The 26,195-nt window shown below is 60.3% G+C and carries 27 protein-coding genes; 11 read left to right on the top strand and 16 right to left on the bottom strand.

Annotated features, from left to right (window positions below; genetic code table 11):
- Positions 1-3: 3 nt before the first annotated feature.
- Positions 4-951 (top strand): fatty acid biosynthesis protein FabY, encoded by a 948-nt coding sequence (fabY, locus tag IT763_RS22960; RefSeq protein ID WP_025304711.1) that lies wholly within the window; start codon positions 4-6, stop codon positions 949-951.
- 37 nt (positions 952-988) lie between these two features.
- On the opposite strand, the gene IT763_RS22955 is transcribed toward fabY, so the two are convergent.
- Positions 989-2,650: an AsmA family protein gene (locus IT763_RS22955; protein WP_197759367.1), complete on the bottom strand. Its 1,662-nt coding sequence runs from the start codon at positions 2,648-2,650 to the stop codon at positions 989-991.
- Between the two features lie 128 nt (positions 2,651-2,778).
- Positions 2,779-4,179, bottom strand: coding sequence for an NCS2 family protein (locus IT763_RS22950; RefSeq protein WP_019452186.1), 1,401 nt, complete (start codon positions 4,177-4,179; stop codon positions 2,779-2,781).
- Positions 4,180-4,419: 240 nt separating this feature from the next.
- Here IT763_RS22950 and gltS point away from each other — a divergent pair, with 240 nt between their 5' ends.
- Complete coding sequence (gene gltS / locus IT763_RS22945) at positions 4,420-5,631, top strand: sodium/glutamate symporter (RefSeq protein ID WP_025304708.1); 1,212 nt, start codon at positions 4,420-4,422, stop codon at positions 5,629-5,631.
- 41 nt (positions 5,632-5,672) lie between these two features.
- Here gltS and recG read toward each other — a convergent pair whose 3' ends face one another.
- From recG to IT763_RS22915, 6 genes are all read right to left on the bottom strand, one after another.
- Positions 5,673-7,754: an ATP-dependent DNA helicase RecG gene (recG, locus tag IT763_RS22940; protein WP_206195043.1), complete on the bottom strand. Its 2,082-nt coding sequence runs from the start codon at positions 7,752-7,754 to the stop codon at positions 5,673-5,675.
- A complete protein-coding gene (gene trmH, locus IT763_RS22935; RefSeq protein WP_033639122.1) occupies positions 7,751-8,446 on the bottom strand; it encodes a tRNA (guanosine(18)-2'-O)-methyltransferase TrmH in 696 nt (231 codons plus the stop codon). Before trmH ends, recG begins: the two co-directional genes overlap by 4 nt.
- A gap of 5 nt (positions 8,447-8,451) precedes the next feature.
- Positions 8,452-10,563, bottom strand: coding sequence for a bifunctional GTP diphosphokinase/guanosine-3',5'-bis pyrophosphate 3'-pyrophosphohydrolase (gene spoT / locus IT763_RS22930; RefSeq protein WP_015379445.1), 2,112 nt, complete (start codon positions 10,561-10,563; stop codon positions 8,452-8,454).
- Between the two features lie 18 nt (positions 10,564-10,581).
- Positions 10,582-10,857, bottom strand: coding sequence for a DNA-directed RNA polymerase subunit omega (rpoZ, locus tag IT763_RS22925; protein ID WP_004931221.1), 276 nt, complete (start codon positions 10,855-10,857; stop codon positions 10,582-10,584).
- 54 nt (positions 10,858-10,911) lie between these two features.
- Positions 10,912-11,535: a guanylate kinase gene (gene gmk / locus IT763_RS22920; protein WP_004931218.1), complete on the bottom strand. Its 624-nt coding sequence runs from the start codon at positions 11,533-11,535 to the stop codon at positions 10,912-10,914.
- Positions 11,536-11,745: 210 nt separating this feature from the next.
- A complete protein-coding gene (locus tag IT763_RS22915) occupies positions 11,746-12,363 on the bottom strand; it encodes a trimeric intracellular cation channel family protein (protein ID WP_025304704.1) in 618 nt (205 codons plus the stop codon).
- A 253-nt stretch (positions 12,364-12,616) separates the two neighbouring features.
- Between IT763_RS22915 and IT763_RS22910 the strand changes: the two genes are divergently transcribed.
- On the top strand, positions 12,617-13,051 hold the full coding sequence (locus IT763_RS22910) for a DUF3574 domain-containing protein (protein WP_151254235.1): 435 nt from the start codon (positions 12,617-12,619) through the stop codon (positions 13,049-13,051).
- Between the two features lie 34 nt (positions 13,052-13,085).
- On the opposite strand, the gene IT763_RS22905 is transcribed toward IT763_RS22910, so the two are convergent.
- Positions 13,086-14,270, bottom strand: a complete 1,185-nt coding sequence (locus IT763_RS22905) for a NupC/NupG family nucleoside CNT transporter (protein WP_004931212.1) — start codon at positions 14,268-14,270, stop codon at positions 13,086-13,088.
- Positions 14,271-14,641: 371 nt separating this feature from the next.
- Here IT763_RS22905 and IT763_RS22900 point away from each other — a divergent pair, with 371 nt between their 5' ends.
- A complete protein-coding gene (locus IT763_RS22900; RefSeq protein WP_016929655.1) occupies positions 14,642-15,031 on the top strand; it encodes a hypothetical protein in 390 nt (129 codons plus the stop codon).
- A 55-nt stretch (positions 15,032-15,086) separates the two neighbouring features.
- Here IT763_RS22900 and IT763_RS22895 read toward each other — a convergent pair whose 3' ends face one another.
- Positions 15,087-15,950, bottom strand: a complete 864-nt coding sequence (locus IT763_RS22895) for a YicC/YloC family endoribonuclease (protein WP_015379441.1) — start codon at positions 15,948-15,950, stop codon at positions 15,087-15,089.
- A gap of 126 nt (positions 15,951-16,076) precedes the next feature.
- Between IT763_RS22895 and rph the strand changes: the two genes are divergently transcribed.
- Both rph and pyrE read left to right on the top strand, forming a co-directional pair.
- Positions 16,077-16,793 (top strand): ribonuclease PH, encoded by a 717-nt coding sequence (gene rph, locus IT763_RS22890; protein WP_025160305.1) that lies wholly within the window; start codon positions 16,077-16,079, stop codon positions 16,791-16,793.
- A gap of 96 nt (positions 16,794-16,889) precedes the next feature.
- A complete protein-coding gene (pyrE, locus tag IT763_RS22885; protein ID WP_004931204.1) occupies positions 16,890-17,531 on the top strand; it encodes an orotate phosphoribosyltransferase in 642 nt (213 codons plus the stop codon).
- A 31-nt stretch (positions 17,532-17,562) separates the two neighbouring features.
- Here the strand turns inward: pyrE and slmA are convergent, their stop codons facing one another.
- The 3 genes from slmA to coaBC all read right to left on the bottom strand — a co-directional run bounded on the left by slmA (position 17,563) and on the right by coaBC (position 20,063).
- Positions 17,563-18,159, bottom strand: coding sequence for a nucleoid occlusion factor SlmA (slmA, locus tag IT763_RS22880; protein WP_206195042.1), 597 nt, complete (start codon positions 18,157-18,159; stop codon positions 17,563-17,565).
- A 250-nt stretch (positions 18,160-18,409) separates the two neighbouring features.
- Positions 18,410-18,868 (bottom strand): dUTP diphosphatase, encoded by a 459-nt coding sequence (gene dut, locus IT763_RS22875; protein WP_016929680.1) that lies wholly within the window; start codon positions 18,866-18,868, stop codon positions 18,410-18,412.
- Positions 18,846-20,063: a bifunctional phosphopantothenoylcysteine decarboxylase/phosphopantothenate--cysteine ligase CoaBC gene (gene coaBC, locus IT763_RS22870; RefSeq protein WP_033634306.1), complete on the bottom strand. Its 1,218-nt coding sequence runs from the start codon at positions 20,061-20,063 to the stop codon at positions 18,846-18,848. The genes dut and coaBC overlap by 23 nt, the downstream gene beginning before the upstream one ends.
- Before the next feature lie 183 nt (positions 20,064-20,246).
- Between coaBC and radC the strand changes: the two genes are divergently transcribed.
- The 4 genes from radC (at position 20,247) to mutM (ending at position 22,505) form a co-directional block, all read left to right on the top strand.
- Positions 20,247-20,930, top strand: a complete 684-nt coding sequence (gene radC / locus IT763_RS22865) for a DNA repair protein RadC (RefSeq protein WP_016929682.1) — start codon at positions 20,247-20,249, stop codon at positions 20,928-20,930.
- A gap of 262 nt (positions 20,931-21,192) precedes the next feature.
- On the top strand, positions 21,193-21,429 hold the full coding sequence (rpmB, locus tag IT763_RS22860) for a 50S ribosomal protein L28 (protein ID WP_004931195.1): 237 nt from the start codon (positions 21,193-21,195) through the stop codon (positions 21,427-21,429).
- Positions 21,430-21,440: 11 nt separating this feature from the next.
- Positions 21,441-21,608: a 50S ribosomal protein L33 gene (rpmG, locus tag IT763_RS22855; protein ID WP_002442576.1), complete on the top strand. Its 168-nt coding sequence runs from the start codon at positions 21,441-21,443 to the stop codon at positions 21,606-21,608.
- A gap of 81 nt (positions 21,609-21,689) precedes the next feature.
- Positions 21,690-22,505 (top strand): bifunctional DNA-formamidopyrimidine glycosylase/DNA-(apurinic or apyrimidinic site) lyase, encoded by an 816-nt coding sequence (mutM, locus tag IT763_RS22850; RefSeq protein ID WP_028128080.1) that lies wholly within the window; start codon positions 21,690-21,692, stop codon positions 22,503-22,505.
- A 3-nt stretch (positions 22,506-22,508) separates the two neighbouring features.
- On the opposite strand, the gene coaD is transcribed toward mutM, so the two are convergent.
- Genes coaD through waaA form a run of 3 tightly spaced genes read right to left on the bottom strand, consistent with a single transcriptional unit; the run spans position 22,509 to position 25,049 of the window.
- Entirely contained in the window at positions 22,509-22,994 is a 486-nt protein-coding gene (gene coaD / locus IT763_RS22845) for a pantetheine-phosphate adenylyltransferase (protein WP_004931181.1), read from the bottom strand.
- Between the two features lie 3 nt (positions 22,995-22,997).
- The gene (locus tag IT763_RS22840; RefSeq protein ID WP_016929684.1) at positions 22,998-23,771 is read right to left on the bottom strand and encodes a glycosyltransferase family 2 protein; all 774 of its coding nucleotides are present in this window, start codon (positions 23,769-23,771) and stop codon (positions 22,998-23,000) included.
- On the bottom strand, positions 23,772-25,049 hold the full coding sequence (gene waaA, locus IT763_RS22835) for a lipid IV(A) 3-deoxy-D-manno-octulosonic acid transferase (protein ID WP_206195041.1): 1,278 nt from the start codon (positions 25,047-25,049) through the stop codon (positions 23,772-23,774).
- Positions 25,050-25,174: 125 nt separating this feature from the next.
- On the opposite strand from waaA, the gene IT763_RS22830 reads away from it, so the two are divergent.
- On the top strand, positions 25,175-26,188 hold the full coding sequence (locus IT763_RS22830; protein ID WP_206195040.1) for a glycosyltransferase family 9 protein: 1,014 nt from the start codon (positions 25,175-25,177) through the stop codon (positions 26,186-26,188).
- Positions 26,189-26,195 lie beyond the last annotated feature (7 nt).

Below are 26,195 nucleotides of genomic sequence, written 5' to 3'. Positions count from 1 at the left end.
TCTATGTATCACCTACGAGTACCCGTAACAGAGCAAGAACTGAAGGAATATTACCAGTTTCGCTGGGAAATGCTGCGCAAGCCGCTGCACCAGCCGGTGGGTTCGGAAAAGGATGCCTATGACGCCATGGCCCATCACCAAATGGTGGTGGACGAGGCCGGTAAAATCGTCGCCATCGGGCGGCTGTACATCAATGCCGACAACGAGGCGGCGATCCGTTTTCTGGCGGTAGACCCGACGTTGCAGGATAAAGGGCTCGGGACGCTGGTAGCGATAACGCTGGAGTCCGTCGCGCGGCAGGAAGGCGTGAAGCGGGTGGTGTGCAGCGCCCGTGAAGACGCGGTGGATTTCTTCGCCAAGCTGGGGTTCGTCAATCAGGGCGAGATCACCGCGCCGCAGACCACCCCGATCCGTCACTTCTTGATGATTAAACCGGTGGCGACGCTGGACGATATCCTGCATCGCCCCGACTGGTGCGGCCAATTGCAGCAGGCCTGGTATGAACATATCCCGCTGAGCGAAAAGATGGGCGTGCGCATCAGCCAATACACCGGCCAGCGCTTCGTCACCACCATGCCTGAGATCGGCAACCAGAATCCGCACCATACGCTGTTTGCCGGCAGCCTGTTCTCACTGGCGACGCTGACCGCTTGGGGGCTGATTTGGCTGCTGTTGCGCGAGCGCCATCTCGGCGGCACCATCATTCTGGCGGACGCGCACATTCGCTACAGCAAACCGATCACCGGCAGGCCGCGGGCGGTGGCGGATCTCGGTTCGCTGAGCGGTGATTTGGCGCGTCTGGCGCGCGGCCGCCGCGCGCGCGTGCACGCCGAAGTGCATCTGTTCGGCGATGAGGATAAGGGCGCGGTGTTCGAAGGCACTTACATGGTGCTGCCGGCCGAGCCGGATGTGCCGCTGGATCAGGGCGGCTCTGAAGCGCTGGAGGAGTAAGGCGGCGGCCCTGCCTGAGGGCGGGCCGCGCAGTGCATTACGGCAGCTGTTGGTTCACCGTCTGGCCGTCGCCGGCGGTGGCTTGCAGAGTCCCCTTCAATGAAGCTTTGAACGGCCCGTCGCTGTTCAGCAGCCCTTTCAACTGCAGCTCAAGGTTGCCGTCGCCCGTCAGCGGCACCGGCTGCCATCCCCATTGCTGCAAGGTATTGAGCGGTACCGAGCGGCCGTGCAGCATCAGCTGGAACGGCTTGCCCGGCAACTGATCGACGGTCGCTTTGGCCTCAAGCAACCCATTAGGCATGAAGGCGCTGAGTTCGGTGACGGCGATCTGGCTGGCGTCGGCGTTCAGCGCCAGCGAAGGGCGCCGCACGTCGATCTTGTTGAAGGTCGCCTCGCTGCCGTTCAGGTTCAGCGAACCGGACCATATGCCCCACTGGTGGTCGCGCGCCAGCAGCAGGTTGCTGCCGTAACCGTCCAGCGCGGTGATCTGGAACGGGAACGCCGGGTTGATGTCGATGATCAGATTGCGGTTGGTGGTCAGCTTGGTGACGTACACCTCGGCCAGCCAGTCCGGCAGCGGTTTCAGCCACAGCTCGCGCCAGTCGATAGGCAGGGTGTACTCCAGCGCCGCCATGGCCACTTCATCCAGCTGCAGGCGTTTGCCGGCGCGCAGCCAATTGCCGGAGGTGCGCAGCAGCCCGCCTTCCCAACGGGTGGTGAACTGCTGAATGGCGATGCCGGCGGAGGAGAGGCGCAGGGTGGCGATCGGGTCGATCAGGTGGAAACCGCCGTTGATCACATCACTGGCATTGACGTTGAGAGAGCCGTCTTCGCTGCGCCAGTCGCCTTTTTCGATGCTGACGTTTTGCAGCGACAGATCGAGATCGTTAAACGCCCACGCCTTGCCTTCCAGGCGCGCGTCGATCAGATCGAAACGCTTGAGGGTGACCGGCGGCAGGGCGGTAAAGCGCCGCATGAATTCCGCCAACGTCATCGGGGTCTGCAGGCGCACGCCGCTCAGCCGCAGGCGATCCACCTGCCAACTGCCGTCGGCGGCGCGGCTGGCTACGCCGGTCAGGTCGCCCTGCGCCAGATCGGCGCCGAAATTGTTCAACAGCAGCTGACCCTGCTTTTGCTCCCCCTGCACCAACACCTTCGAAGCGGGGATGCCGTTCAGCGTCATCGAACCGGCGCTGAACTGGAACTGATTGTTGTCCCCCAGCAGATGGCCGGCCAGCGGGCGCCACGGCGTGATGCCGGCATTGACCTGCTGCGCGTTGAGCTGCCACGCGTTATCGTTGGATTGCAGCGCCATGTTGCTCAGTTGCAGCACGTCGGCCTGTACAGGCAGCGCCGCAGTCTGCGGCTGCACGTTCAGCGTGCCGTCACGCAGCGTGACGCTGTGGAAATAGCGCGGTTCGGTGATTTGGCGCAGGCTGAGGCCGAGATCGACGCGTTTGGCGGCCAGCGCCTGCGGCTGGCCGCTGCGCGCCAGCTGCACGTCTTCCAGAGCGATCTGGTCCGGTTGACTCCACGAATGGGTGATTTTTCCTATCGACAGGCGGTATTCGCTGTTGTCGCTGATCCAGGCGCTCAGGCGGCCTGCCGCCCAGCGGGTTTGCCCGACCAGGTACAGCAGCACCATCGCCAGCACGATCAGCAGCAGCAACGTCAGCAACAGCTTTCCGATAAATTTCATCGTCTACATCCGCATCGGTCAAGAAAGATACCCTGTTTATGCCGCAATTGGCTGGGCATCTCAAGGGCAATGGTCTGATAGACAATAAAAAACGGCCGCAAGCGGCCGTTTGAACGCCAATGGGCGGGTTACTTTTTCTCGTGTTCCTGCGGGAACACCAGGTTCAGCACGATGGCGGTAATGCCGCCGGCGGCGATGCCGGAAGAGAGCAGGGTTTTCAGCCAGTCCGGCGCGAACTGCAGGATCAGCGGCTGCTGGGAGACGCCCATGCCGACGGCCAGCGATAGCGCCATGATCATGATGGCGCGGCGGTTCAGGCGCTCGCGCGACACGATGCGCACGCCGGAGGCGGCGATGGTGCCGAACATCACGATGGTCGCGCCGCCCAGTACCGGCTCGGGGATGTGCTGCACGAAGCCGGCCACCGCCGGGAACAGCCCCAGCGCGATCAGCATCAGCGCCACCACGAAGCCGACATAGCGGCTGGCGACGCCGGTCAGCTGGATCACGCCGTTGTTCTGGCCGAAGCAGGAGTTGGGGAAGGTGTTGAATACCGCCGACAGCATCGAGTTCAGGCCGTTGGCCAGTACGCCGCCCTTCAGGCGCTTCATGTACAGCGGCCCGCTGACAGGCTGCTCGGAGACGTCGGAAGTGGCGGTGATGTCGCCGATGGTTTCCAGCGAGGTGACCATAAAGATCAGCATCAGCGGCAGCAGCAGGTTCCAGTCGAAGCCCAGGCCGTAATAGAGCGGCGTGGGGATGGTGATCGCCGCCGTTGGAGCTGCCGGTGCGTCGGCGGGCAGCATGTCCATCGCCCAGGCCAACAGATAGCCGACCGCCATGGCGATCACCAGCGAAGCGACGCGCAGGTAAGGGTTGCGCTGGCGGTTCAGCAGGATGATGACCGCCAGCACCGCGCCGGCCAGCAGCAGGTTTTTCGGTGAGCCGAAGCTGTGATCGTTCATCGCGGCATAACCGCCGCCGATCGAGGTCAGACCGACCTGAATCAGCGACAGGCCAATGATCATCACCACGATGCCGGAAACCAGCGGGGTGATGATGCGGCGCGCCAGATGCAGCACGCGCGACAGTAAAATTTCGGTGCAAGAAGCGACCATCAGGGTGCCGAACAGCGCGGCCATCATGGTCGGCACGTCGGCGCCGCCGTTTTTCAGCGCCAGACCGCCCATGATCAGCGGCGAAACGAAATTGAAGCTGGTGCCCTGAATCGACAACAGCCCGGAACCCACCGGTCCCCAGGTTTTGATTTGTAGAATGGAAGCCAGACCGGAGGCGAACAGCGACATGCTGATGATGTGCTGGGTATCCTGTGCCGGCAGGCCCAGCGCCTGGCAGATCAGCAGAGCCGGTGTGATCACCGCGACGAACATCGCCAGCAGATGCTGACCGGCGGCAAACAGCGTTTGCGGCAGCGGCGGGCGATCTTCCAGGCGATAAATCAGTTCACTGGCGCGGGGTTCTGAGGCGGCTTGGCGCGCGGCATCAAGCTCGGAGGATGACATGCTCATGGTGTGGCGTTTCCAGATACGGCAAAGCAGGCATTTTAATGCCCCGCCCCGCAAAAGCAAACGGTTGCGCGCAAATATTATGTTGCCGACTTTCCCGTTTATGTCGCATTTTCATTCATTTTTTCTTGTCATCTCAGCGTTTTTTACTTCTAATCCTGCACTCATCAAGTTTAAAAACTAAGTGGTTTTCTATAACTTATTATTTTTATTTGGATCTTTTCCCTTACATGGAGTACCTGGATGTTTCATCTTGATACTTATGGCACGTTAGTCGCGGCGACGCTGGTTTTGCTTCTCGGAGGCAAGTGCGTCAGAAGCATTCCCCTGCTGCGAAAATATACCATTCCCGCTCCCGTCGCCGGCGGTTTGCTGGTGGCCCTCCTGCTGTTAGCCCTGAAAAAGTTCGCCAACTGGGAAATCAGCTTTGACATGTCGCTGAAGGATCCGCTGATGCTGGCCTTCTTCGCCACCATCGGCCTGAACGCCAACCTGGCGCGGTTGCGCGCCGGCGGCAAGGCGCTGATGGTATTCCTGTTCGTGGTGCTGGGGCTGCTGCTGGTGCAGAACGCCATCGGCATCGGCATGGCGAAAATGCTGGGGTTGGATCCGCTGATGGGTCTGATCGCCGGGTCGATCACCCTGTCGGGCGGCCACGGCACCGGGGCGGCCTGGAGCAAGCTGTTCATCGAGCGCTACGGCTTTGAAAACGCGACGGAAGTCGCCATGGCCTGCGCCACCTTCGGCCTGGTGCTGGGCGGCCTGATCGGCGGCCCGGTGGCGCGCTATCTGGTCAAACACTCCTCTACGCCGGAAGGCACCCCGGAAGACAGCGTGCAGCCGAGCGGTTTCGAGAAGCCGGAAAGCGGCCGCCTGATCACCTCGCTGGTGATGATCGAAACCATCGCCATGATCGCCATCTGTCTGAGCCTGGGGCAGCTGATTGCCGGCCTGCTGAACGGTACGGTGTTTGAGCTGCCTAACTTCGTTTGCGTGCTGTTCGTCGGGGTGATCCTCAGCAACACCCTGGCCTTCACCGGTTTCTATACCGTGTTCGAACGGGCGGTATCGGTGCTGGGTAATGTCAGCCTGTCGCTGTTCCTGGCGATGGCGTTGATGAGCCTGCGCCTGTGGGAGCTGGCTTCGCTGGCGTTGCCGATGCTGGCGATCCTGGCGGTGCAGACGCTGGTGATGGCGCTGTACGCGATCTTTGTTACTTACCGGGTGATGGGCAAGAACTACGACGCGGCGGTGCTGGCCGCCGGCCACTGCGGCTTCGGCATGGGCGCCACGCCGACGGCGATCGCCAACATGCAGGCGATCACCGATCGCTTCGGCCCGTCGCATCTGGCGTTTCTGGTGGTGCCGATGGTGGGGGCGTTCTTTATCGATATCGCCAACGCCATCGTCATCAAGCTGTATCTGCTGCTGCCGGTGTTCCCGGCGGTGGGGTGATATCGCGAGTCATCACGAAAAGGGCGCCGCAGGCGCCCTTTTTATGCGTTGGAGTAGCGCGCCTTCTCCGGCAGCCAGCGTTCGATCAGCGCCTGGGCGTGTTCCGGATAGTGCTGATGGAGATGGCGAGCGACGCGCTGCACTTCGGGGATCATCGCCTGGTCGCGCAGCAGATCCGCCACCTTGAATTCGGCGCTGCCGGTCTGGCGGGTGCCCAGCAGCTCGCCCGGGCCGCGGATCTCCAGATCGCGCTGCGCGATGACAAAGCCGTCGTTGCTGTCGCGCAGCACTTGCAGGCGCGTTTGCGCGGTTTTGCTCAGCGGCGTTTTGTACAGCAGCACCCAGTGTGAGGCCACCGCGCCGCGCCCTACGCGGCCGCGCAGCTGGTGCAGCTGCGCCAGGCCCAGCCGTTCCGGGTTTTCGATGATCATCAGGCTGGCGTTCGGTACGTCGACGCCGACTTCGATCACCGTGGTGGCGACCAGCAGCTGCAGCTCGCCCTGTTTAAACGCCTGCATCACCGCCTGCTTCTCCTGCGCTTTCATGCGGCCGTGCACCAGCGCCACCTTCAGCTCCGGCAATGCGGCTTTCAATTCCTCCCAAGTGGCTTCTGCCGCCTGCGCTTCCAGCAGCTCAGATTCCTCGATCAGCGTACACACCCAGTAAGCCTGCCGCCCCTCTTCCAGGCAGGCGCTTTTCACCCGTTGAATGATGTCGGCGCGGCGGGTATCGGGAATGGCGACGGTGGTCACCGGCGTGCGGCCCGGCGGCAGCTCGTCGATGACCGAGGTGTCGAGATCGGCATAGGCGGTCATCGCCAGCGTGCGCGGGATCGGCGTGGCGGTCATGATCAGCTGATGGGCGTGGAAGCCTTGTTCTTCGCCTTTCTCCCACAGCGCCAGCCGCTGATGCACCCCGAAGCGGTGCTGCTCATCGATGATCACCAGCGCCAGGCCGTTGAACTGTACCTGCTCCTGGAAGATGGCGTGGGTGCCGACCACCATTGACACCTGGCCGCTGGCGATGGCTTCCTGCTGCGCGATGCGCGCCTTGCCTTTCTGTTTGCCGGCCAGCCAGCCGACCTCCAGCCCCAGCGGTTCAAACCACTGGCGGAAATTGTTGGCGTGCTGCTCGGCCAGCAGCTCGGTCGGCGCCATCAGCGCCACCTGTTTGCCGTGCGCGATAGCGCGCAGCGCCGCCAGCGCCGCCACCAGCGTTTTGCCGGAGCCGACGTCGCCTTGCACCAGCCGCATCATCGGGAAGTCTTTTTGCATGTCGGCTTCGATGTCGGCCACCACGCGCGTTTGCGCGCCGGTCGGCGAGAACGGCAGCTGGGCGAGAAAACGTTTTTTCAGCCGATCGTCCGGCAGCAGCGGCTGCGCCTGATAACTCTGGGCGCCGGCGCGCACCGCCAGCATGCTGAGGTTATGCGCCAACAGCTCTTCGAGGATCAGGCGTTTTTGCGCCGGGTGTTTGCCCAGCTCCAGATCCGCCAGCTGGATGTCCGGCGGCGGGCGGTGCAGGGTGTGCAGCGCCTGCGGCAGGCTCATCAGGCCGCCGCTCAGCTCCGGCGGCAGCAACTCGGCGATGGCGCAGGTATCCAGCAGCGCCAGCGCCTGATCGGTCAGCTTGCGCAGCGTGGCCTGCCGCACCCCTTCGGTGGTGGGGTAAACCGGCGTCAGCGACTCCTGCAGCTCAACCTCGCTGGTTTCGCCCTGAATACGGTATTCCGGATGGATGATCTCCGCGCCGTGGTTGCCGCGTTTGATCTCGCCGTAGGCGGTCACGCGGCGGCCGGTGGCCAGGCTGTTTTTCATTGCGGCGTTGAAGTTGAAGAACCGCATGGTGAGGATGCCGGTGCCGTCGCTGATCTGGCAGGTCAGCATGCGGCGGCGGCCGAAGCTGATGTCGCTGCGCAGCACTTCCCCTTCTACCGTGGCGTAGATGCCCGGCAGCAGATCGTTGATCGGGTAGAGGCGGGTGCGGTCTTCGTAGCGCAGCGGCAGGTGCAGCAGCAGATCCTGAATGGTGTCGAGGCCAAGCTTGGCCAGTTTGCCCGCCTGGCTGGCGCCAACCCCGGAAAGCGTGGTGAGTGGGACAGCATCCAGCAGGCGGCCTTTCATTTGCGCACCGTCGCCTGCATGGCCGCCCACCATTCGGCGCTGGCGACCACCTGGCCCTGTTCGTCGATCTGCGGACGCGGCAGCCCCTTGCGCTTGGCCACGTTGGCCAGCACCGGATAGCCGCCTTCGAACAGCAGACGCTGCTGCTCTTCTTCGTCCAACATGCTGTTGTCGCGGCGGTACAGGCCGGCGTTTTGCCGCTGGCGCTGCGCCTCATACAGGATCAGCGCCGAAGCCACGGAGACGTTGAGCGATTGCACCATGCCGATCATCGGAATGACGATGTCTTGATCGGCCAGCGCCAGCGCTTCTTCGGTGATGCCGGTTTTTTCCTGGCCGAGCAGCACGCAGGTTGGCCGGGTGTAGTCCACCTCGCGGAAATCGACCGCGCGCGCAGACAGGTTGGTGGCCAGAATTTGCATGCCCTGCGCTTTCAGGTGACCGACCGCGTCGCCGATGGTGGGATGGGTTTTAACGCTGACCCAGCTGTTGCTGCCGGCGGCGGAGGAAACCAGGGTGCGCATGCGGGTGGTGGGCCACACGGCGTGGACCTGATGCACGCCGACGGCGTCGGCGGTGCGGATAATGGCGGAGACGTTATGCGGCTTGTGCACCTGCTCCAGGCAGACCGTCAGATCCGGCTGCCGGGTCGCAAGCATTTCACAAATCCGCGCATAGCGTTCAGGACTCATAAGCGCTAGTTTCGGTTGCGGTTAACTTTGATCACATCCGGCATGATACGGATTTTACGCATAATGTTTGCCAAATGGATGCGATCGCGGGTGGTCAAGCGGATAAAGGCGCTATAAACCCGACCGTCTTTCTCTTCGGTGTTCAGGCTCTGAATATTGGACTCGGCCGCGTTGATCGCCGCCGTCAGGTTGGCCAGCGCGCCCTGGTGGTTAAACATATCCACCTTGATCTCGGCGATGAACTCCTGCTCGGTCTCTTTATCCCACTCGACCGCCATGAACTTCTCAGGCTCTTTCTGATAGCCGCGAATATTGCGGCAGGATTCATGGTGGATCACCAGCCCTTTGCCCGGGCTGACGTGAGCGATAATCGGGTCGCCCGGAATCGGACGGCAGCACTTGGCGAAGGTGATCAACACGCCGTCGGCGCCCTTGATGGCCAGGTTGCGCACGCCGGAGGTGGTGCCCAGGCTGGACTGATCGCCCTGCAGGTTCTTCGCCACCACCACGCTCATGGCGTTGCCCAGGCCGATTTCCGCCAGCAGATCGTCCAGCGTCGCCAGCTTCATGCGATCCAGCTCGTGCTGAATGTTTTCCTGCGGAATTTCGGCCAGCTTGCGGCTGCCGCCCAACGCATGGTTGAGCAGACGGCGGCCGAGGCCGACGGAGTCGTCGCGCTTGAGGTTCTTCAACATCTGGCGAATCTTGGCGCGCGCTTTCGAGCTGACCACGAAGTTCAGCCAGGCGGCGTTGGGCCGTGCGCCCGGCGCGGTGATGATCTCGACGGTCTGGCCGCTGGTCAGCGACTGCGACAGCGGGTATGGCTGACGATCGACGCGTGCGCCGACGCAGGCATGGCCGATATCGGTATGCACCGCATAGGCGAAGTCGACCGGCGTGGCGCCGGCGGGCAGCTCGACGATGCGGCCTTCCGGGGTGAAAACGTAAATCTCATCCGGGAACAGATCGGATTTGACGCTCTCGATAAATTCAAACGAACTGCCGGCGCTTTGCTGCAGCTCCAGCAGGCTTTGCATCCAGCGTTGGGCGCGGATCTGCGCCGTGGTGCCGGTTTCGCCCTGTTCTCTTTCCTTGTAAGCCCAGTGCGCGGCCACCCCCATCTCAGCCATCTGGTCCATGTCTTCGGTGCGGATCTGCACTTCGACCGGCACGCCGTGCGGGCCGATCAGCGAGGTATGCAGCGATTGATAGCCGTTGGCCTTGGGAATGGCGATGTAATCTTTCACCCGCCCCGGGCGCGGTTTATACAGGCTGTGCACCTGGCCGAGCACGCGGTAGCAGGTATCGACCTCTTTTACGATCACCCGGAACGCGTAGATATCCATGATGGAATGGAAACGCTGTTCTTTCAGGTGCATCTTGAGGTAGATGGAGTAAAGGTGTTTTTCCCTTCCGCTGACGCGGCAGGCGATGCCGGCCTCGGTCAGCCGCCCTTCGATCTCGGAGAGGATTTTTTGAATCATCTCTTTGCGATTGCCGCGCGCGGCTTTCACCACTTCCTTGATCACGCGATAGCGGTTTGGGTACAGCGCCTCGAAACCCAGCTCTTCCAGCTCGGTTTTCAGGTGATGAATACCCAGACGGTGGGCGAGGGGGCTGTAGATTTCCAGGGTTTCACGCGCGATGCGCCGGCGTTTGTCGGGGCGCAGCGAACCGAGGGTGCGCATGTTGTGCGTACGGTCGGCCAGCTTGATCAGCACGACGCGGATATCCTGCACCATCGCCATGATCATCTTGCGGAAGTTTTCCGCCTGCGCTTCTTTCTTGTCCTGGAACTTCAGTTTGTCGAGCTTGGAGACGCCCTCAACCAGTTCGGCGACGCTCTTGCCGAACAGCTGTTCCATATCTTGATAGGTGGCCGGGGTGTCTTCGATGACGTCGTGCAACAACGCCGCCATCAGCGTCTCGTGGTCGAGACGCATTTCCGCCAGGATGCAGGCCACGGCGACCGGGTGAGTAATGTAGGGCTCACCGCTGGAGCGTGTCTGGCCCTCGTGCGCGTCGCGCGCGACGAGGTATGCCTGTTTGAGGCGCTTAATCTGCTCCTCGGGCAGGTAACGTTGAATCAGCAGATTCAGGCTTTCAAACAGGTACAAGGCGGACTCGCTGTCTAATTAACGACGACCTTCAGCAATCGCGGTAACCGCTTGAATCTCTGCGGCTTCCTGCTCTTGCTGCTCCTGGCGCTCACGCACGTCGAGGATCTGGCTGGTGATCAGGCCTTCTTCGATTTCGCGCAGGGCGATAACGGTGTACTTGTCGTTCTCTTCCGGAACCAGTGCATCTTTGCCGCCGGTCTGGATCTGACGCGCCCGACGAGCAGCGACCAACACCAGGTCAAAACGGTTACCAATTTTCTCTACAGCGTCTTGAACAGTTACGCGTGCCATATTTGTGCTACTCCACAGGTGAAGAAAAGACTGGGCATGATACTGAAACTGCCTTCAGTCTGCCAATAGTTTGCTGATTAAAGCGTCATGCCGCAGCAACTGGCGGCCCAAACGCAGGCGTTCGGCGCGAATGATGGTCTTCAGATCGGACAGCGCCAGATCGAAGTCATCGTTCACGATCAGGTAATCGTACTCCGCGTAATGCGTCATTTCCGCCACGGCCTGAGCCATGCGTTTGGCGATCACCTCTTCGGAGTCCTGCCCGCGCCCGCGCAGGCGACGGCCCAGTTCCTCCTTCGACGGCGGCAGAATGAAGATGCTGCGCGCCTGCGGCATTTTGGCGCGGATTTGCTGCGCGCCCTGCCAGTCGATATCCAGAAACACGTCTACGCCGGTCGCCAACACTTGTTCGATGGCGGCGCGCGAGGTGCCGTAATAGTTGCCGAACACTTCGGCGTGCTCAAGAAACGCGTCCTGCTCGATCATCCGGCGGAATTCGTCTTTCGAGACGAAGAAATAGTGCTCGCCGTGATTTTCACCCGGGCGGCTGTCGCGCGTGGTGTGCGAAACCGAAACCTGCGTGTCGTACAGCGGTTGCGTCTTTAACAAAGCCTGAATCAGACTTGATTTACCTGCGCCACTGGGAGCAGAGACAATATAAAGCGTGCCTTGAGCCATGATGATGTTCGTTGATAACGGTTGATATGCCAAAAACAGCGGATGTGTATTTTCTCCGAACAGTATACACGGCTAACGCGCCGGGTGCAGCGTTAGCTCGCATTTTGCCCGTGGCTTTGCGCGGAAAAAGCGTCGAATGAGCGAATATGCGCGCTGAAGAGCGACATTTTGGCGGTTTTGGCCCAGCGGCGGCGCGCTGCCGCCCCGGGATCAGTGATCCGGATGCTGGTAGTTGAACACCGGCAGACCGAGGCGGAAGCGCAGGGCGATCAGACGCGCGCTCAGGCCGGCGACCAGCGTGAGGATCACCACCAGATTGTGCGGCAGGCTGAGGTGCTGCAGGCCGATATACAGCCAGGCGGCGCTGAAGGAGATGCCGGCGTAGATCTCTTTCTGGAAAACCAGCGGGATACGGTTGCAGAACATATCGCGCAGCACCCCGCCGAAGACGCCGGTGATCACTGCGGCGATGGCGGCGATAATCGCGCTGTGCCCCATATCCAGCGCCACCTGGGCGCCGATGATCGAGAAAACGATCAGTCCGACGGCGTCGAGCACCAGGAACAGGCGGCGCAGATGGCGCATCAGGGGAGCCACCCAGGTGGTGACGATCGCCGCTATCGCGACGATGACGATGTATTCCGGGTGTTTGACCCAGCCCAATGGAAAATGCCCGAGCAACATATCGCGCACCGACCCGCCGCCGATTGCGGTGACAGAGGCGATGATGATCACGCCGAACATGTCCATTTGGCGGCGGCCGGCCGCCAGCGCGCCGGTCATGGCTTCGGCGGTGATGCCGATGATATAAAGGATGCTCAGTAACATAAGGGGTTCACAGCGTACTTGCGTCAGAATGATGGCCGGCAGGGTAATCGCCGCCGAGGACGCGCGCCACTGAGTTTTTTTCACCGATGGCGTTTCGGATTAATATAGCTAATCCAAACTCCATTTTTATTGCCGATAACCAGCCTTTTTTAACATCTGGCTGTTAATAAAAGCATTAGAAATTTCGCGCTAATTTCCATCGCTGACTATGATTTTTGCAGCGAATTCTTCAACCGAAAAATCGAGATTGCAGATGAAAAACTCCCCGAGACTGGCCGCTGGCGCCGTGGTGGCCGCCCTGCTGCTGAGCGGCTGCGTGGCGCCAGGCCACCAGGCTGTTTCCCCCGCCCCGGCTTGTCGCACCGGCGATCCGCTGGTGCAAACAACGCTCTACTTCGGCCTGAACCGCCCTGCGGGGCCGGCGATCACCGCCGCCGAGTGGCAAACCTTCGTCGATAGCCAGGTGACGCCGCGTTTTAAAGACGGGCTGACGGTGTTTGATGCCAAAGGGCAATGGCTGGGTCACGACGGCAAGCTGGCGCGCGAGAACAGCAAGGCGCTGCTGTTGATCCATGCACCGGGCAAAGAGAGCGAGGCGAATATCGAGGCGCTGCGCAGCGGCTATAAGCAGCAGTTTGCGCAGGATTCGGTAATGCGGGTGGATGCGCCGGTGTGCGTGGCGTTTTAAAATGAACTCCCGGCCCTGCGGCCGGGAGTGGGGATTACAGCACCAGGCCGGCGATGGCCGCCGACAACAGGCTCACCAGGGTTGAGCCGTAAACCAGCTTCAGACCAAAACGGGAAACCACGTTGCCTTGCTGCTCGTTCAGCCCCTTGATGGCGCCGGCGACGATGCCGATGGAGGCGAAGTTGGCGAACGACACCAGGAACACCGACAGAATGCCTAACCCGCGCGGCGACAGCTCCGCCGCGATTTTCTTCAGCTCAATCATCGCCACGAATTCGTTGGCCACCAGTTTGGTCGCCATGATGCTGCCCGCCTTCAGGGCCTCCTCCGCCGGGATGCCGATCAGCCAGGCCAGCGGATAGAACACATAGCCGAGGATCTGCTGGAAGCTGATGCCGAGCACCGCCGAGAACAGCGCGTTGACGGCAGATATCAGCGCGATAAAGCCAATCAGCATCGCCGCGATGATCATCGCAATCTTGAAGCCGGCCAGAATGTACTCGCCCAACATTTCGAAGAAGCTCTGATCTTCATGCAGCTTGTTCAGCTTCAGCTCCGGCTCGTCTTCGACCTGATACGGGTTGATGATCGACAGGATGATGAAGGTGCTGAACATATTAAGGATCAACGCCGCCACCACGTACTGCGCGTCAATCATCGACATATAGGCGCCGACGATGGAGAGCGATACCGTCGACATGGCGGTCGCGGCCATGGTGTACATGCGGCGCGGCGAGATGTCGCCGATGATGCCTTTGTAGGCGATGAAGTTCTCCGACTGCCCCAGCACCAGCGTGCTGACGGCGTTGAACGACTCCAGCTTGCCCATGCCGTTGACCTTGGACAGCAGGGTGCCTACCAGGCGGATGATCAGCGGCAGGATGCGGAAATGCTGCAAAATGCCGATCAGGGCGGAAATAAAGATGATAGGGCATAAAACGCCGAGGAAGATGAACGCCAGGCCATCCTTGCTCATGCCGCCGAACACGAACTCCGATCCTTGTGCCGCGTAGGCGAGCAGGGTGTCGAAGAAGCCGGCGACGTGTTTGATCACGCTGAGCCCGCTGGCGGAGTGCAGGAAGAAATAGGCCAGCGCGCCTTCGATCACCAACAGCTGGATGATATAGCGCAGGCGGATTTTCTTGCGATTATTGCTGACCAGCAGCGCCAGGGCGATGATCACCACCAGGGCCATAATAAATTGCAGAATTTGTGGCATAAACGGTCCGTACGGTTCACGGGCAGGAAAAAAACACATTTAGCCACAGCATCGCCGTCCTTTCATTACCTTGCGTGATAATTAGAACAAAATACTTATGGCATGCGGGATATCTTGCCGATTGTCATCCGCACGCGCTGCTCGGCAGTTTTTCATAAGCCCCCGACGTTCCTTAGTGGGCTGTCTTCCATGATGCCTGCCGGCTCGCAGCCTGATGCAACCACCGTCCCGCACGTTCAGGCGCCTGGAATCTGGCTCGCAATGGGCGATTTTTCCCGGCGCAAAGCGTGGTTTTCTCGGCTAAGGCGGAGAAACATGTTTGGGCAAGGCGCCGCGACCGGCGCGCATTTTATCGAACAAGGAGGCGAACGATGAATACCGGCATGTTGCTCAGGGCGCTGGCCAACGGCGTTAATCCCGACACCGGCGAGCTGTTGAAACCGGCTTCAGCGGCCTGCGCGCCGGAGGCTATCCGGCTGCTGTTCGCATTGGCCAGCGAGTTCGACGGCGAATCCGAACTGCAGAAAAAAGCCAGGTTGACGCCGGAGGAGAAGCGGCAGATGAATCTGGCCGAGGGCCGGCCGGCCAATGCCTGCTTCCCCTGGTCGGAAGAAGAAAAACTACGGCTGCGTGAGAGCCATGCGGCCGGGGCGACGCTGGAAGCGCTGAGCGATGAGTTTGAGCGCTCAACCTGGAGCATTGCGGTGCAGCTGCAGAAAATGGGGCTGATGGAGGAAGAGCAGGCGGCCGCCTATCGCTGATCTGCAGCCATAAAAAAGCCCGCTTGGCGCGGGCTTGATGGCGTGCGGAGCGGGATCACTCGATGTTCTGGATCTGCTCGCGCATCTGCTCGATCAACACCTTCAGCTCGATGGCGGAGGCGGTGACGTCGGCATTGATTGACTTGGAGGCCAGGGTGTTCGATTCGCGGTTGAATTCCTGCATCATAAAGTCGAGGCGGCGGCCGACGGCTTCTTTCTTCTTCAGGATGTTGTGCGTCTCTTTCACGTGCGCTTCCAGACGATCCAGCTCTTCGGCGACGTCGATGCGCTGCGCCATCAGCACCAGCTCTTGCTCCAGGCGGGTGTTTTCCAGCTGCACCTGCGCCTCTTCCAGCTTGCTGACCAGACGCTCGCGCTGCCATTGCAGGATGTTCGGCATCTGGGCGCGCACTTTGACCACTTCGGCGCTGACGCCGTCGAGACGCTGTTCGATCAGCGTTTTCAGCGCGGCGCCTTCGCTTTCGCGTGCGACGATAAAGTCATCCAGCGCGCCGTCCAGCGCCTGCATCAGCTCGGCGCTGATGGCGTCCAGATCCTGCTCCTGCGCGGACATCACGCCCGGCCAGCGCAGCACGTCGATCGGGTTGATTTCCCCTTCGTCGCTTTGCATTTTCACCCAGTTGGCGGCTTCGACCAGCTGTTTGGCCAGCTTTTCGTTCAGGATCAGCGAGCTTTGCGCGCTTGGATCCAGTTCGAAACGCAGGTTGCATTCGACTTTGCCGCGGGTCAGGCGGCCACGGATACGTTCACGGATCACCGGCTCCAGGCTGCGGAATTGTTCCGGCAGGCGGATGTAGGTTTCTAAGTAGCGCTGGTTAACGGAACGCAGCTCCCAGGCTGCGCTGCCCCATTCACCCTTGATTTCACGCCGGGCGTAGGCGGTCATGCTGCGGATCATTGATGCGTACCCGTAATAGGAAAAGATGGGGCGATTATAGCGTCGCGGCTGCGGGCAGGATAGGCATTACGTCACGAAGCCCGTATAATGCGCAGCCAATAGTTGATTTGAAGCCGGAGAGAGCCCATGCGTCCTGCAGGCAGAGCACCACAGCAAGTTCGCCCCTTGACACTGACCCGTCACTATACCAAACACGCTGAAGGTTCAGTGCTGGTTGAGTTTGGCGATACCAAAGTCTTGTGCACCGCCACGGTAGAAGAGGGCGTTCCGCGCTTCCTGAAAGGCCAGGGGCAAGGTTGGATCACCGCCGAGTACGGCATGCTGCCGCGCTCCACCCACAGCCGCAACGCCCGTGAAGCCGCCAAAGGCAAACAGGGTGGCCGCACGCTGGAGATCCAGCGCCTGATCGCTCGCTCGCTGCGCGCCGCGGTGGATCTGAAAAAGCTCGGTGAATTCACCATCACCCTCGACTGCGACGTACTGCAGGCCGACGGCGGCACCCGCACCGCTTCCATCTCCGGTGCCTGCGTGGCGCTGGCCGACGCGCTGAACACCCTGGTGGCCAACGGCAAGCTGAAAGCCAATCCGATGAAGGGCATGGTGGCGGCGGTTTCCGTCGGCATCGTCAATGGCGAAGCGCTGTGCGATCTGGAGTATGTGGAAGATTCCGCGGCGGAAACCGACATGAACGTAGTGATGATGGAAGACGGCCGCATGATTGAAGTGCAGGGCACCGCCGAAGGCGAGCCGTTCAGCCACGATGAGCTGTTGGCGCTGTTGGCGCTGGCCCGAGGGGGCATCGAAACCATCTTCCAGGCGCAGAAAGCGGCGCTGGCGGACTGATTTTTCAAGGCGACTGAGAAGTCGCCTTTTTTATGCCCGGCGATCGGGCGGCAGTAATGACAAGACCCAAGCAGATTCAGACGAGGAGAAGCAGTAATGAAAGCCTATCAGCGCCAGTTTATCGAGTTCGCGCTTAACAAGCAGGTATTGAAGTTCGGCGAGTTCACCCTGAAATCCGGCCGCACCAGCCCGTATTTCTTCAACGCCGGCCTGTTTAATACCGGGCGCGATCTTGCGCTGTTGGGGCGCTTCTACGCCGAAGCCCTGATGGATTCCGGCATCGATTTCGACCTGCTGTTTGGCCCGGCCTATAAAGGCATTCCTATCGCCACCACCACGGCGGTGGCGCTGGCGGAACACCATGAGCGCGACGTGCCTTACTGCTTTAACCGCAAGGAGGCCAAGACTCACGGCGAAGGCGGTTCGCTGGTGGGCAGCCCGCTGCAGGGGCGCGTGATGCTGGTGGACGATGTGATCACCGCCGGCACCGCGATCCGCGAGTCGATGGAAATCATCGGTGCCAGCGGCGCTTCGCTGGCGGGCGTGCTGATCTCCCTCGACCGTCAGGAACGCGGCCGCGCGGATATCTCCGCCATTCAGGAAGTGGAACGCGACTATCACTGCAAGGTGATTTCAATCGTCACGCTGAAGGATCTGATCGCCTATCTGGAAGAGAAACCGGAGATGGCGGACCACCTGGCGGCGGTACGCGCTTACCGCGAGCAGTACGGGGTATAAATAACAACGCCGGGCATGCCCGGCGTGTTCGTTATTGCAGCTGTGCCGCCAACAGCGGCCAGCGGGCGTCGAATTCCTGTGTGGGGCGATAGCGGAATTCCGAACGCACATAGCGCGACAACATGCCTTCGCAGAAGGCCAGCAGCTGGCTGGCCAACAGAGTTTCATCGACGATAAAGCCTTTGCCTTCGCGCAATTTGCGCTCTTTCAGCACCTGACGCAGCTGCGCCTCGATGCGTTCGAACAGCTGGTTGATGCGGCCCTGCAGGCGATCCTGTTCAAACATCAGCGCGTGGCCGGTCATGATGCGCGTCAGCCCCGGGTTGCGTTCCGCAAAGCCCAGAATCAGCAGTAAAATCAGGCGCAGACGATTGAACGTCTCTTTCTCGTCCTGCAAGATCAGGTTGATGCGGGTGATCAGGCTGTCTTCGATAAACTCGATCAGACTGTCGAACATCCGTGTCTTGCTGGGGAAATGCCGGTACAGCGCAGCTTCAGAAACACCCACGTTTGCGGCGAGCTTGGCGGTGGTGATGCGTTGGCTGCCGTCGCTGGATTCCAGCATCTGGGGTAACGCCTGCAATATTTCCTCGCGCCGATTCCTTTTCGTATTTTCTTTTTCTGCCATGTCTGATTAGACCCTTGCTAAAACTTAACTGACGGAAACCCGGGCACCGGCCGCTGCAGAGCAGGCTCTGTGCGGCTTATGTGATAGCTTTTTTACGATGCTGGGGTCAGCGGCCTTAACGGCCTTTTTCCGCGCTGCCTGGTGTGCGCTGCAATTGTCGCGGTAAAACCTTGCCGCAGAGACATCCCTCTCCCCGGAAAGCAAGGTTCAGGCGACGTTTCCCTGCCGGCCCTCGTGCATTGGGTGGCGCTTAGTGGCGCCCCGAGTGGCCGAAGCCGCCTTCGCCGCGTTCGCTGCTGTCGAACTCTTCCACCAGGTTGAATTCGGCCTGCACCACCGGCACGAAGACCATCTGCGCGATGCGTTCGCCTGGCTCGATGGTGAAGTGCTTCTGGCCGCGGTTCCAAACGGACACCATCAGCTGGCCCTGATAATCGGAGTCGATCAGGCCGACCAGGTTGCCCAGCACGACGCCGTGCTTATGGCCGAGGCCTGAGCGCGGCAGGATCACCGCCGCCAGGCCGGCGTCGGCGATGTGGATCGCGAGGCCGGTAGGCAGCAGCGTGGTTTCACCCGGCGCCAGCTCTACCGCGCTATCCAGACAGGCGCGCAGGTCGAGACCGGCGGAGCCCGGCGTAGCGTAGGTCGGTAGCGGGAAATCCTGACCGATGCGCGGGTCGAGGATCTTAACGTCGATTTTTTTCATCATAACGGCTGACTATCTCGTCTATTAAACGTTGGCCAAGGAGTGCCTTGTCGCTCAGCGCCAGGCGCTTTTCTCCATCCTGCCAAAAAAGGTGCAGGGCATTGGTGTCGCTGTTGAACCCGTGCTCTGCAAGCGAAACATCGTTAGCGCAAATCAAATCCAGCTTCTTACGCGCCAGTTTTTGCCGCGCGTATTCTTCCACATTCTGGGTTTCGGCGGCAAACCCCACGACAAACGGTCGATTTTTGGTCATCGCCGCCACGCCGGCGACGATATCGGGGTTTTTTACCATCTTGAGGACGATTTCATCACCCTGTTTTTTTATTTTTTCATCGGCGATCCGCTCGGGACGGTAGTCAGCCACGGCGGCGCAGGAGATGAAAATCTGCTGCTGAGCGGCGCGCTGTTGCACCGCCTGCTCCATCTCCAGCGCGCTGGTGACGTCCACGCGTGTGACCTTCGGCGGCGTCGGCAGGCTCACCGGCCCGGCGATCAGCGTCACCTGCGCGCCGCGGGCGGCGGCGGCGCGGGCGATGGCGAAGCCCATTTTGCCGGAGCTGTGATTGCTGATGAAGCGTACCGGATCCAGCGCTTCGCGCGTCGGGCCGGCGGTGATCATAACCTGCAAATGTTGCAGATCCTGCGGGGCGGAGAAATGACCGTTCGCCAGCTCGACGATGTCCAACGGATCCAGCATGCGACCCGGGCCGACGTCGCCGCAGGCCTGGCTGCCGCTGTCCGGCCCCCAGAGCAGCATACCGCGCGCCTGCAGCGTTTGCAGGTTGGCCTGCGTGGCGGCGGCGCGATACATCTGCTGGTTCATGGCGGGGGCGGCGGCGATAGGGGCGTCGGTCGCCAGGCAGACGGTAGTCAGCAGATCGTTGGCCATGCCGGCGGCGACGCGCGCCAGCAGATCGGCGGTCGCCGGCGCCAGAATCACCAGATCCGCCCATTTGCCGAGTTCGATGTGGCCCATGGCGGCTTCGGCGGCGGGATCCAACAGATCGTCGGACACCGGGTGGCCGGAAACGGCCTGCAGCGTCAGCGGCGTAATGAACGCCTTGGCGGCGTGGGTCATCACCACGCGCACTTCCGCGCCCCTGTCGCGCAGGCGGCGCACCAGCTCTGGGCATTTGTAGGCGGCGATGCCGCCGCTGATGCCAAGCACAATATGTTTGCCGGAAAGTCCCGTCATCATCATTGTCCGATTGAAAGCCGAAAGATGCGCCATTTTAGCATATCCGCCGTTCAGGTGAGTGATTCCGCAATGGCTGCAGGGCGTTACATTGTGCTTTGCGAAACACTTCGCAATGTTATCAAACACCTGTCGAACGCGCCGGGCGGCGCGTGGCATGCTGTAGCCCTTTCAGGGAGGAACACGATGAGCAACCCGACTGTGGCGTGCTGGCCGGGCGCGCTGGCGCCGCGTGAAAAGCTGTTGATGCAGGGGGCCGCGGCGCTGTCCGACGCGGAGCTGTTGGCCATTTTCTTGCGCACCGGGTTGCCCGGCGTGCACGTGATGCAGCTGGCGGAGCAGCTGCTGCGCCGGTTCGGCTCGCTTTACCACCTGATGTCGGCCGATCATCAGGCGTTTTGCAGTCAAAAAGGCCTGGGCGACGCCAGCTATACGCAGCTGCAGGCGATTGCCGAGCTGGCGCTGCGCTTCTTTTCCAGCCATTTGTCGCAGGAAAACGCCATGCTCAATCCGCGCGTCACCCAGCATTATCTGCAAAGCCTGCTGGCGCATCGCGAGCGAGAGGTCTTTTTGGTATTGTTTTTAGACAATCAGCACCGGGTTATTCGCCATCAGGAGATGTTTGCTGGTACCATCAGCAGCGTCGTCGTCTACCCGAGAGAAATTGTGCGTGAAGCGTTGAAGGCTAATGCCGCCGCGCTGATTCTCGCGCATAATCACCCTTCGGGTAAGGCTGAACCCAGTCATGCCGACCGTTTAATAACGGAACAGGTGGTGAAAGCCTGTCAGTTATTGGAGATCCGAGTGCTTGATCATTTGGTGATCGGTCGGGGTGAATGCGTCTCTTTTGCCGAGCGCGGATGGCTTTAAGCGATTTTTTCGCGATCCTTGTGGGATCTTTAGCTGTTCGGGACTTGAGCACTTACGCTTCAGAGCGTATACTACGCCACCTTTGAGAATCTTGGGTTTGGCGCAAGAGCCTATCTCAGCAGGTTTCTGACCTGATGTGTGGTTTCTACCTGATGACGAGAGTCTCCTCAGTATGAAGTTTGCTGAGATGGGCTCTAAAAGCCTGACGAGGCGGCCATACCCTATACGAAGCTCGAGCTGATTTGATTTTTGGAGAATAGACATGTCCCGAGTCTGCCAAGTTACTGGCAAGCGCCCGGTGAGCGGTAACAACCGTTCCCACGCAATGAACGCGACCAAACGCCGTTTTCTGCCTAACCTGCACTCACACCGTTTTTGGGTTGAGGCTGAGAAGCGCTTTGTAACTCTGCGTGTATCTGCTAAAGGTATGCGTGTTATCGATAAGAAGGGTATTGAGACGGTTCTGGCCGATCTGCGTGCCCGTGGTGAGAAGTATTAAGGAACTGAATCATGGCTAAAGGTGTTCGCGAGAAGATCAAGCTGGTTTCTTCTGCTGGTACTGGTCACTTCTATACCACCACGAAGAACAAGCGTACTAAGCCGGAAAAATTGGAACTGAAGAAATTCGATCCAGTTGTCCGTCAGCACGTAGTATACAAAGAAGCTAAAATTAAATAATTTTAGTGGATTAATGAAAAACCCGGCCTTGGCCGGGTTTTTTGTTTTATAAAGGGTAGAAAACGTCGGAGGGGAAGCCAGATGCCTGAATTACCGGAAGTTGAGACGAGCAGACGCGGTATAGAGCCTTATCTTGTCGGCCACAGCATTCAGTATGCGGTGGTGCGCAACGCGCGCCTGCGCTGGCCAGTTTCCGAACAGATCCTGACGCTGAGCGATCGGCCGGTGCTCAGCGTGCAGCGCCGGGCCAAATACCTGCTGATCGAGCTGGAGAACGGTTGGATTATCGTGCACCTGGGCATGTCGGGCAGCCTGCGCATGCTGCGTGAGGAAAACGAAGACGAGGCCGGCAAACACGACCACGTCGATCTGGTGATCAGCAACGGCATGATCCTGCGCTATACCGATCCGCGCCGTTTCGGCGCCTGGCTGTGGTGCGAAGACCTGGCGACCAGCAGCGTGTTGGCGCATCTGGGGCCGGAACCGCTGAGCGAAGCGTTCAACGGCGACTACCTGTATGAAAAATCACGCAATAAGCGCACGCTGATCAAACCGTGGCTGATGGATAACAAGCTGGTGGTCGGCGTCGGTAACATTTACGCCAGCGAATCGCTGTTCAGCGCCGGGATCCTGCCCGATCGTCCGGCGGGCTCGTTGAGCAAAGCCGAAGCGGAACTGCTGGCGAAGACCATCAAGGCGGTGTTGCAGCGCTCTATCGAGCAGGGTGGCACGACATTGCGCGACTTTTTGCAGTCGGACGGCAAACCGGGGTATTTCGCGCAGGAGTTGCAGGTTTACGGGCGGGCGGGAGAACCTTGCCGCGCGTGCGGCACGCCGATCGAATCCGCCAAGCACGGGCAGCGCAGCACCTTCTTTTGCCGGCGCTGCCAGCGCTGAGCATCACTCGGCGGCGAGCTTCGCCATCAGCGCTTGCGTCACCACATCAGGCAGGAAAGGCGCAATATCGCCGCCGTGACGCGCGACCTCCTTCACCAGTGAGGAGGAGATGAACGACCACTCTTCGGAAGGCATCAGGAACACGCTTTCCAGCGTCGGCATCAAATGGCGGTTCATGTTCGCCAGCTGCAGTTCGTATTCAAAGTCAGACACCGCACGCAGGCCGCGCACCAGGATGTTGGCATTCTGGTGAGCGGCAAAGTGCGCCATCAGCTCGCTGAAGCCCAGTACTTCCACATTGTCCAGATGCGAGGTGACCTGCGTCGCCAACGCCACGCGCTCATCCAGGCTAAACAGCGGCTTTTTGCTTGGGCTGGCGGCGATGGCCAGAATCACGTGATCGAACATCAGCGACGCGCGCGTCACTAAATCCAGGTGGCCGTTGGTCATGGGATCGAACGTCCCGGGATAGATGGCTTTGCTGGTCATGATTCACTTCTCTGAGTAGTTGCGGCCCAATGCCCATAATGCGGCATATTTATTGAAGGTATATTGCGCGTTGACCACCGCCAACAGCAACCCCTGTTTGCCATCCAGGAAGCCGGCGCGCAGCAGCCAGGTTTTGACGAAGGCGCCGAGCGTGTGGGTCAGGATAGACAGATAGCCGCAACGCTTGCCGGCTCGATGACGCTGTGTGGCCCACTCTTCGGCATAGCGCAGCTGTTTGCGCTGGAAGGCGAAGAAGTCGCGGCAGGTCAGGTGCAGCATATCGCCGCTGAGGGGGATGACTTTGGCGTCGCCGATGTTCAGCGACTCGTGCACCAGATCGTCGTTATAGCGATAGCGTGGGTTGGCGTACAGGCGGTTGACGCGGTCGGGATACCAGCCGCTGTGGCGCATGAAGCGGCCAAGGAACAGGTTGCGCCGCGCACAGCTGTAGACGGCGCCGTCGTCCGGTGCGTTCAACACCCGTTCGATGGATTGCCGCAGTTCGGGCGTGACGCGTTCGTCGGCGTCGATCATCAAAACGTAGTCATGGCTGGCGTAGCTTTGCGCCAGCTGACGCTGCTTGCCGAATCCTTGCCAGTCGGTGTGCGTGAAGACTTTGGCGCCCAGGCTTTCGGCGACGGCGACGCTGTCGTCCTCGCTGCCGGAGTCCAGCACGATGATTTCATCGGCCCACTCGACCGAGCGCAGACAGTCCGGCAACAGCCCGGCTTCGTTTTTGGCGATCATCACCACCGACAGGCTTTTGCGGCTGCTCATTCAGTGGCTCCGGAGCGGCAGATGCGGTTCAAGCAGCTGCAGCAGGCGCTGCAACGCTCCCTGATTCTGATACAGCACTTCCACCGCATGGCGGCCGTAGTAGCGACGGTAATCTTCGTCAGTCAACAGGGTTTCCACTTCCTTCACCAGCGAATCCACGTCGGCCACGGTGATCAAGCCTTCGGCCTGCGAGAGCTTGGCGCAGATGTCTTTAAAGTTGAAGGTATGCGGACCCATCAGCACCGGGATGGCGTGCGCGGCGGCTTCCAGCGGGTTGTGCCCGCCGCGTTCCACCAGGCTGCCGCCGACAAAGGCCAGATCGGCGATGCCGTACAGCAGCATCAGTTCGCCCATGGTATCGCCGATCACCACTTGGGTGCTGCCAGACGGGATTTCGCCGCTGCTGCGCAGGGTGTAGCTGAAGCCGGCTTTCTGCACCAGCTCCTTGGCGGTCGGGAAGCGTTCCGGGTGACGCGGCACCAGGATCAGCAGCAGGTCGGGGTGTTTTTCCAGCAGCTTGCGGTGCGCTTCCAGCAGGATGGTTTCTTCACCGTCATGGGTGCTGGTGGCGATCCACACCGGGCGGCGCGGCGCCCATTGGCGGCGCAGCGTAACGGCGCGGGCGGCCAGTTCCGGGGTGACGGAGATATCGAATTTCAGGCTGCCGGTTACGGCCAGCTGCGAGCGTTTCAGGCCCAGTTCGATAAACCGATCGCCGTCTTCCTGGTTCTGTGCGGCGATCAGCGTAATGCGGCGCAGCATATCGCGCATGAATCCGCCAATTTTCTTATAGCCGGCGGCGGAGCGGGCCGACAGGCGCGCATTGGCGATCACCAGGGGGATTTGCCGCTGATGCAGCGCGTTGATCAGGTTAGGCCACAGCTCGGTTTCCATGATGATCACCAGCTTGGGATTCACCTGGTCGAGGAAGCGGTTCATGGAACCGGGCAGATCGTAGGGCAGATAGACATGATGCACGTCTTTGCCGAAAGCGGACTGGACGCGTTCTGAACCTGTAGGGGTCATTGTGGTCACAGTTATCGGCAAAGCGGGGTAACGATGGCGCAGCGCCCGCACCAGCGGGATGGCCGCCAGCGTTTCGCCGACGGAGACGGAATGCAGCATGATGCCGCCCGGCACGACTTTCCCGGCGCAGAAGCCATAGCGTTCCGCCCAGCGTTTACGGTAGGCTGGAGCTTTGCGGCTGCGCAGCAGTAAGCGGAGCCAGATCAGGGGTTGGATGAGGTAGAGTAGTACCTGATATAAACGCAGCAACATTCTATCAATTTCATTTATATGGGTTATTCGGAATAGTACCATAACTGGAAGGGAAAGGCGCTAATTTGGTAACCTTGGGTGTCAGTTTCAGACAACCGGCGAGCGATTTCGCCGATAGGCTCGGAATGAAGAATATTTTAATTATTCGCCGCGACAACATCGGCGATCTTGTTTGCACCACGCCTCTGATTGAAGGGGTGAAAATTGCCTATCCAGACGCAAAAGTTTATCTGCTGATCAATAAAGTCAGCCAGGACGTTGTTAAAAACAACCCTCATCTCGAGAAAGTCTTTGTCTATAAAAAGGCCAAGCACAAGGCGAAAAATGAAACGACGTTGGGCGTTTATTTCGAACGTCTGATGATCTTCCTGAAGCTGCGCAAAATAAAGTTCGATGCGGTCATTCTGGCCAACCCGGTGCCATGCAAATACAGCCTGCGTTTAGCGAAAATGGCCGGCGCCACCCATATCATCGGCGCCGATCTGGGCACGAAAGATATTCATCGCCCGTTCCGCAAGGACGATTTCCGCGGCCTCCATCAGGTCGAACACACCTACAGCTATTTATCGGCGATCACCGATCAATCCATTCCGATCCCGCCGGTGCGGGTATTCCTGACGCCTGAAGAGCGGCAATTGGCGGCGCAGCGGCTGCAGGAACGTCTGCCGTCGGTCGAACGGGTATGCGCCGTGCATATCAGCAGCCGCAGCCCGAAAAGACGCTGGCCGGTTGAACGCTATGCCGAAATCATCAACCGTCTGACCGCCGATCCCCACACCGGCGTGCTGATCTTTTGGTCGCCGCAGGGCACGCTGGCGCCGGACGACGTCGGCGATCAGCAGCGCGCCGAACAGCTGCTGGCGCTGTGCCAAAACGAACGCGTCGCGCTTTATCCGACGGCGTCGGTGCGCGAGCTGTTGGGCGGGTTTGATTTATGCGACCGGGTGCTGTGCAGCGACGGTGGGCAGATGCATCTTGCCGCTGCGTTGAATAAGGACATGGTGGTGTTCTTTGGCGATACCGATAAAACGTCCTGGCATCCATGGACCGGCCGTCATCATATTTTGCAGAGCGAGTCGGGGCACGGTGAAGATGTTTCTGTCGATGAGGTTTGGCAGAAAATGCAGGCGCTCAACTAACGAAGAA

It is taken from the genome of Serratia sp. CMO1 (assembly GCF_015689115.1).
Lineage (GTDB): Bacteria > Pseudomonadota > Gammaproteobacteria > Enterobacterales > Enterobacteriaceae > Serratia > Serratia marcescens.
The sequence above is the reverse complement of the archived record's forward strand: the minus strand, read 5'-3'. Positions and strand labels throughout refer to the sequence as shown.

What these genes read in the sequence shown, in the direction of transcription:
- fabY (WP_025304711.1), top strand. Translation starts at nt 4, where the DNA reads ATGTATCACCTACGAGTACCCGTAACAGAGCAAGAACTGAAGGAATAT.
- IT763_RS22955 (WP_197759367.1), bottom strand. Translation starts at nt 2,650, where the DNA reads ATGAAATTTATCGGAAAGCTGTTGCTGACGTTGCTGCTGCTGATCGTG.
- IT763_RS22950 (WP_019452186.1), bottom strand. Translation starts at nt 4,179, where the DNA reads ATGAGCATGTCATCCTCCGAGCTTGATGCCGCGCGCCAAGCCGCCTCA.
- gltS (WP_025304708.1), top strand. Translation starts at nt 4,420, where the DNA reads ATGTTTCATCTTGATACTTATGGCACGTTAGTCGCGGCGACGCTGGTT.
- recG (WP_206195043.1), bottom strand. Translation starts at nt 7,754, where the DNA reads ATGAAAGGCCGCCTGCTGGATGCTGTCCCACTCACCACGCTTTCCGGG.
- trmH (WP_033639122.1), bottom strand. Translation starts at nt 8,446, where the DNA reads ATGAGTCCTGAACGCTATGCGCGGATTTGTGAAATGCTTGCGACCCGG.
- rpoZ (WP_004931221.1), bottom strand. Translation starts at nt 10,857, where the DNA reads ATGGCACGCGTAACTGTTCAAGACGCTGTAGAGAAAATTGGTAACCGT.
- gmk (WP_004931218.1), bottom strand. Translation starts at nt 11,535, where the DNA reads ATGGCTCAAGGCACGCTTTATATTGTCTCTGCTCCCAGTGGCGCAGGT.
- IT763_RS22915 (WP_025304704.1), bottom strand. Translation starts at nt 12,363, where the DNA reads ATGTTACTGAGCATCCTTTATATCATCGGCATCACCGCCGAAGCCATG.
- IT763_RS22910 (WP_151254235.1), top strand. Translation starts at nt 12,617, where the DNA reads ATGAAAAACTCCCCGAGACTGGCCGCTGGCGCCGTGGTGGCCGCCCTG.
- IT763_RS22905 (WP_004931212.1), bottom strand. Translation starts at nt 14,270, where the DNA reads ATGCCACAAATTCTGCAATTTATTATGGCCCTGGTGGTGATCATCGCC.
- IT763_RS22900 (WP_016929655.1), top strand. Translation starts at nt 14,642, where the DNA reads ATGAATACCGGCATGTTGCTCAGGGCGCTGGCCAACGGCGTTAATCCC.
- IT763_RS22895 (WP_015379441.1), bottom strand. Translation starts at nt 15,950, where the DNA reads ATGATCCGCAGCATGACCGCCTACGCCCGGCGTGAAATCAAGGGTGAA.
- rph (WP_025160305.1), top strand. Translation starts at nt 16,077, where the DNA reads ATGCGTCCTGCAGGCAGAGCACCACAGCAAGTTCGCCCCTTGACACTG.
- pyrE (WP_004931204.1), top strand. Translation starts at nt 16,890, where the DNA reads ATGAAAGCCTATCAGCGCCAGTTTATCGAGTTCGCGCTTAACAAGCAG.
- slmA (WP_206195042.1), bottom strand. Translation starts at nt 18,159, where the DNA reads ATGGCAGAAAAAGAAAATACGAAAAGGAATCGGCGCGAGGAAATATTG.
- dut (WP_016929680.1), bottom strand. Translation starts at nt 18,868, where the DNA reads ATGATGAAAAAAATCGACGTTAAGATCCTCGACCCGCGCATCGGTCAG.
- coaBC (WP_033634306.1), bottom strand. Translation starts at nt 20,063, where the DNA reads ATGATGACGGGACTTTCCGGCAAACATATTGTGCTTGGCATCAGCGGC.
- radC (WP_016929682.1), top strand. Translation starts at nt 20,247, where the DNA reads ATGAGCAACCCGACTGTGGCGTGCTGGCCGGGCGCGCTGGCGCCGCGT.
- rpmB (WP_004931195.1), top strand. Translation starts at nt 21,193, where the DNA reads ATGTCCCGAGTCTGCCAAGTTACTGGCAAGCGCCCGGTGAGCGGTAAC.
- rpmG (WP_002442576.1), top strand. Translation starts at nt 21,441, where the DNA reads ATGGCTAAAGGTGTTCGCGAGAAGATCAAGCTGGTTTCTTCTGCTGGT.
- mutM (WP_028128080.1), top strand. Translation starts at nt 21,690, where the DNA reads ATGCCTGAATTACCGGAAGTTGAGACGAGCAGACGCGGTATAGAGCCT.
- coaD (WP_004931181.1), bottom strand. Translation starts at nt 22,994, where the DNA reads ATGACCAGCAAAGCCATCTATCCCGGGACGTTCGATCCCATGACCAAC.
- IT763_RS22840 (WP_016929684.1), bottom strand. Translation starts at nt 23,771, where the DNA reads ATGAGCAGCCGCAAAAGCCTGTCGGTGGTGATGATCGCCAAAAACGAA.
- waaA (WP_206195041.1), bottom strand. Translation starts at nt 25,049, where the DNA reads ATGTTGCTGCGTTTATATCAGGTACTACTCTACCTCATCCAACCCCTG.
- IT763_RS22830 (WP_206195040.1), top strand. Translation starts at nt 25,175, where the DNA reads ATGAAGAATATTTTAATTATTCGCCGCGACAACATCGGCGATCTTGTT.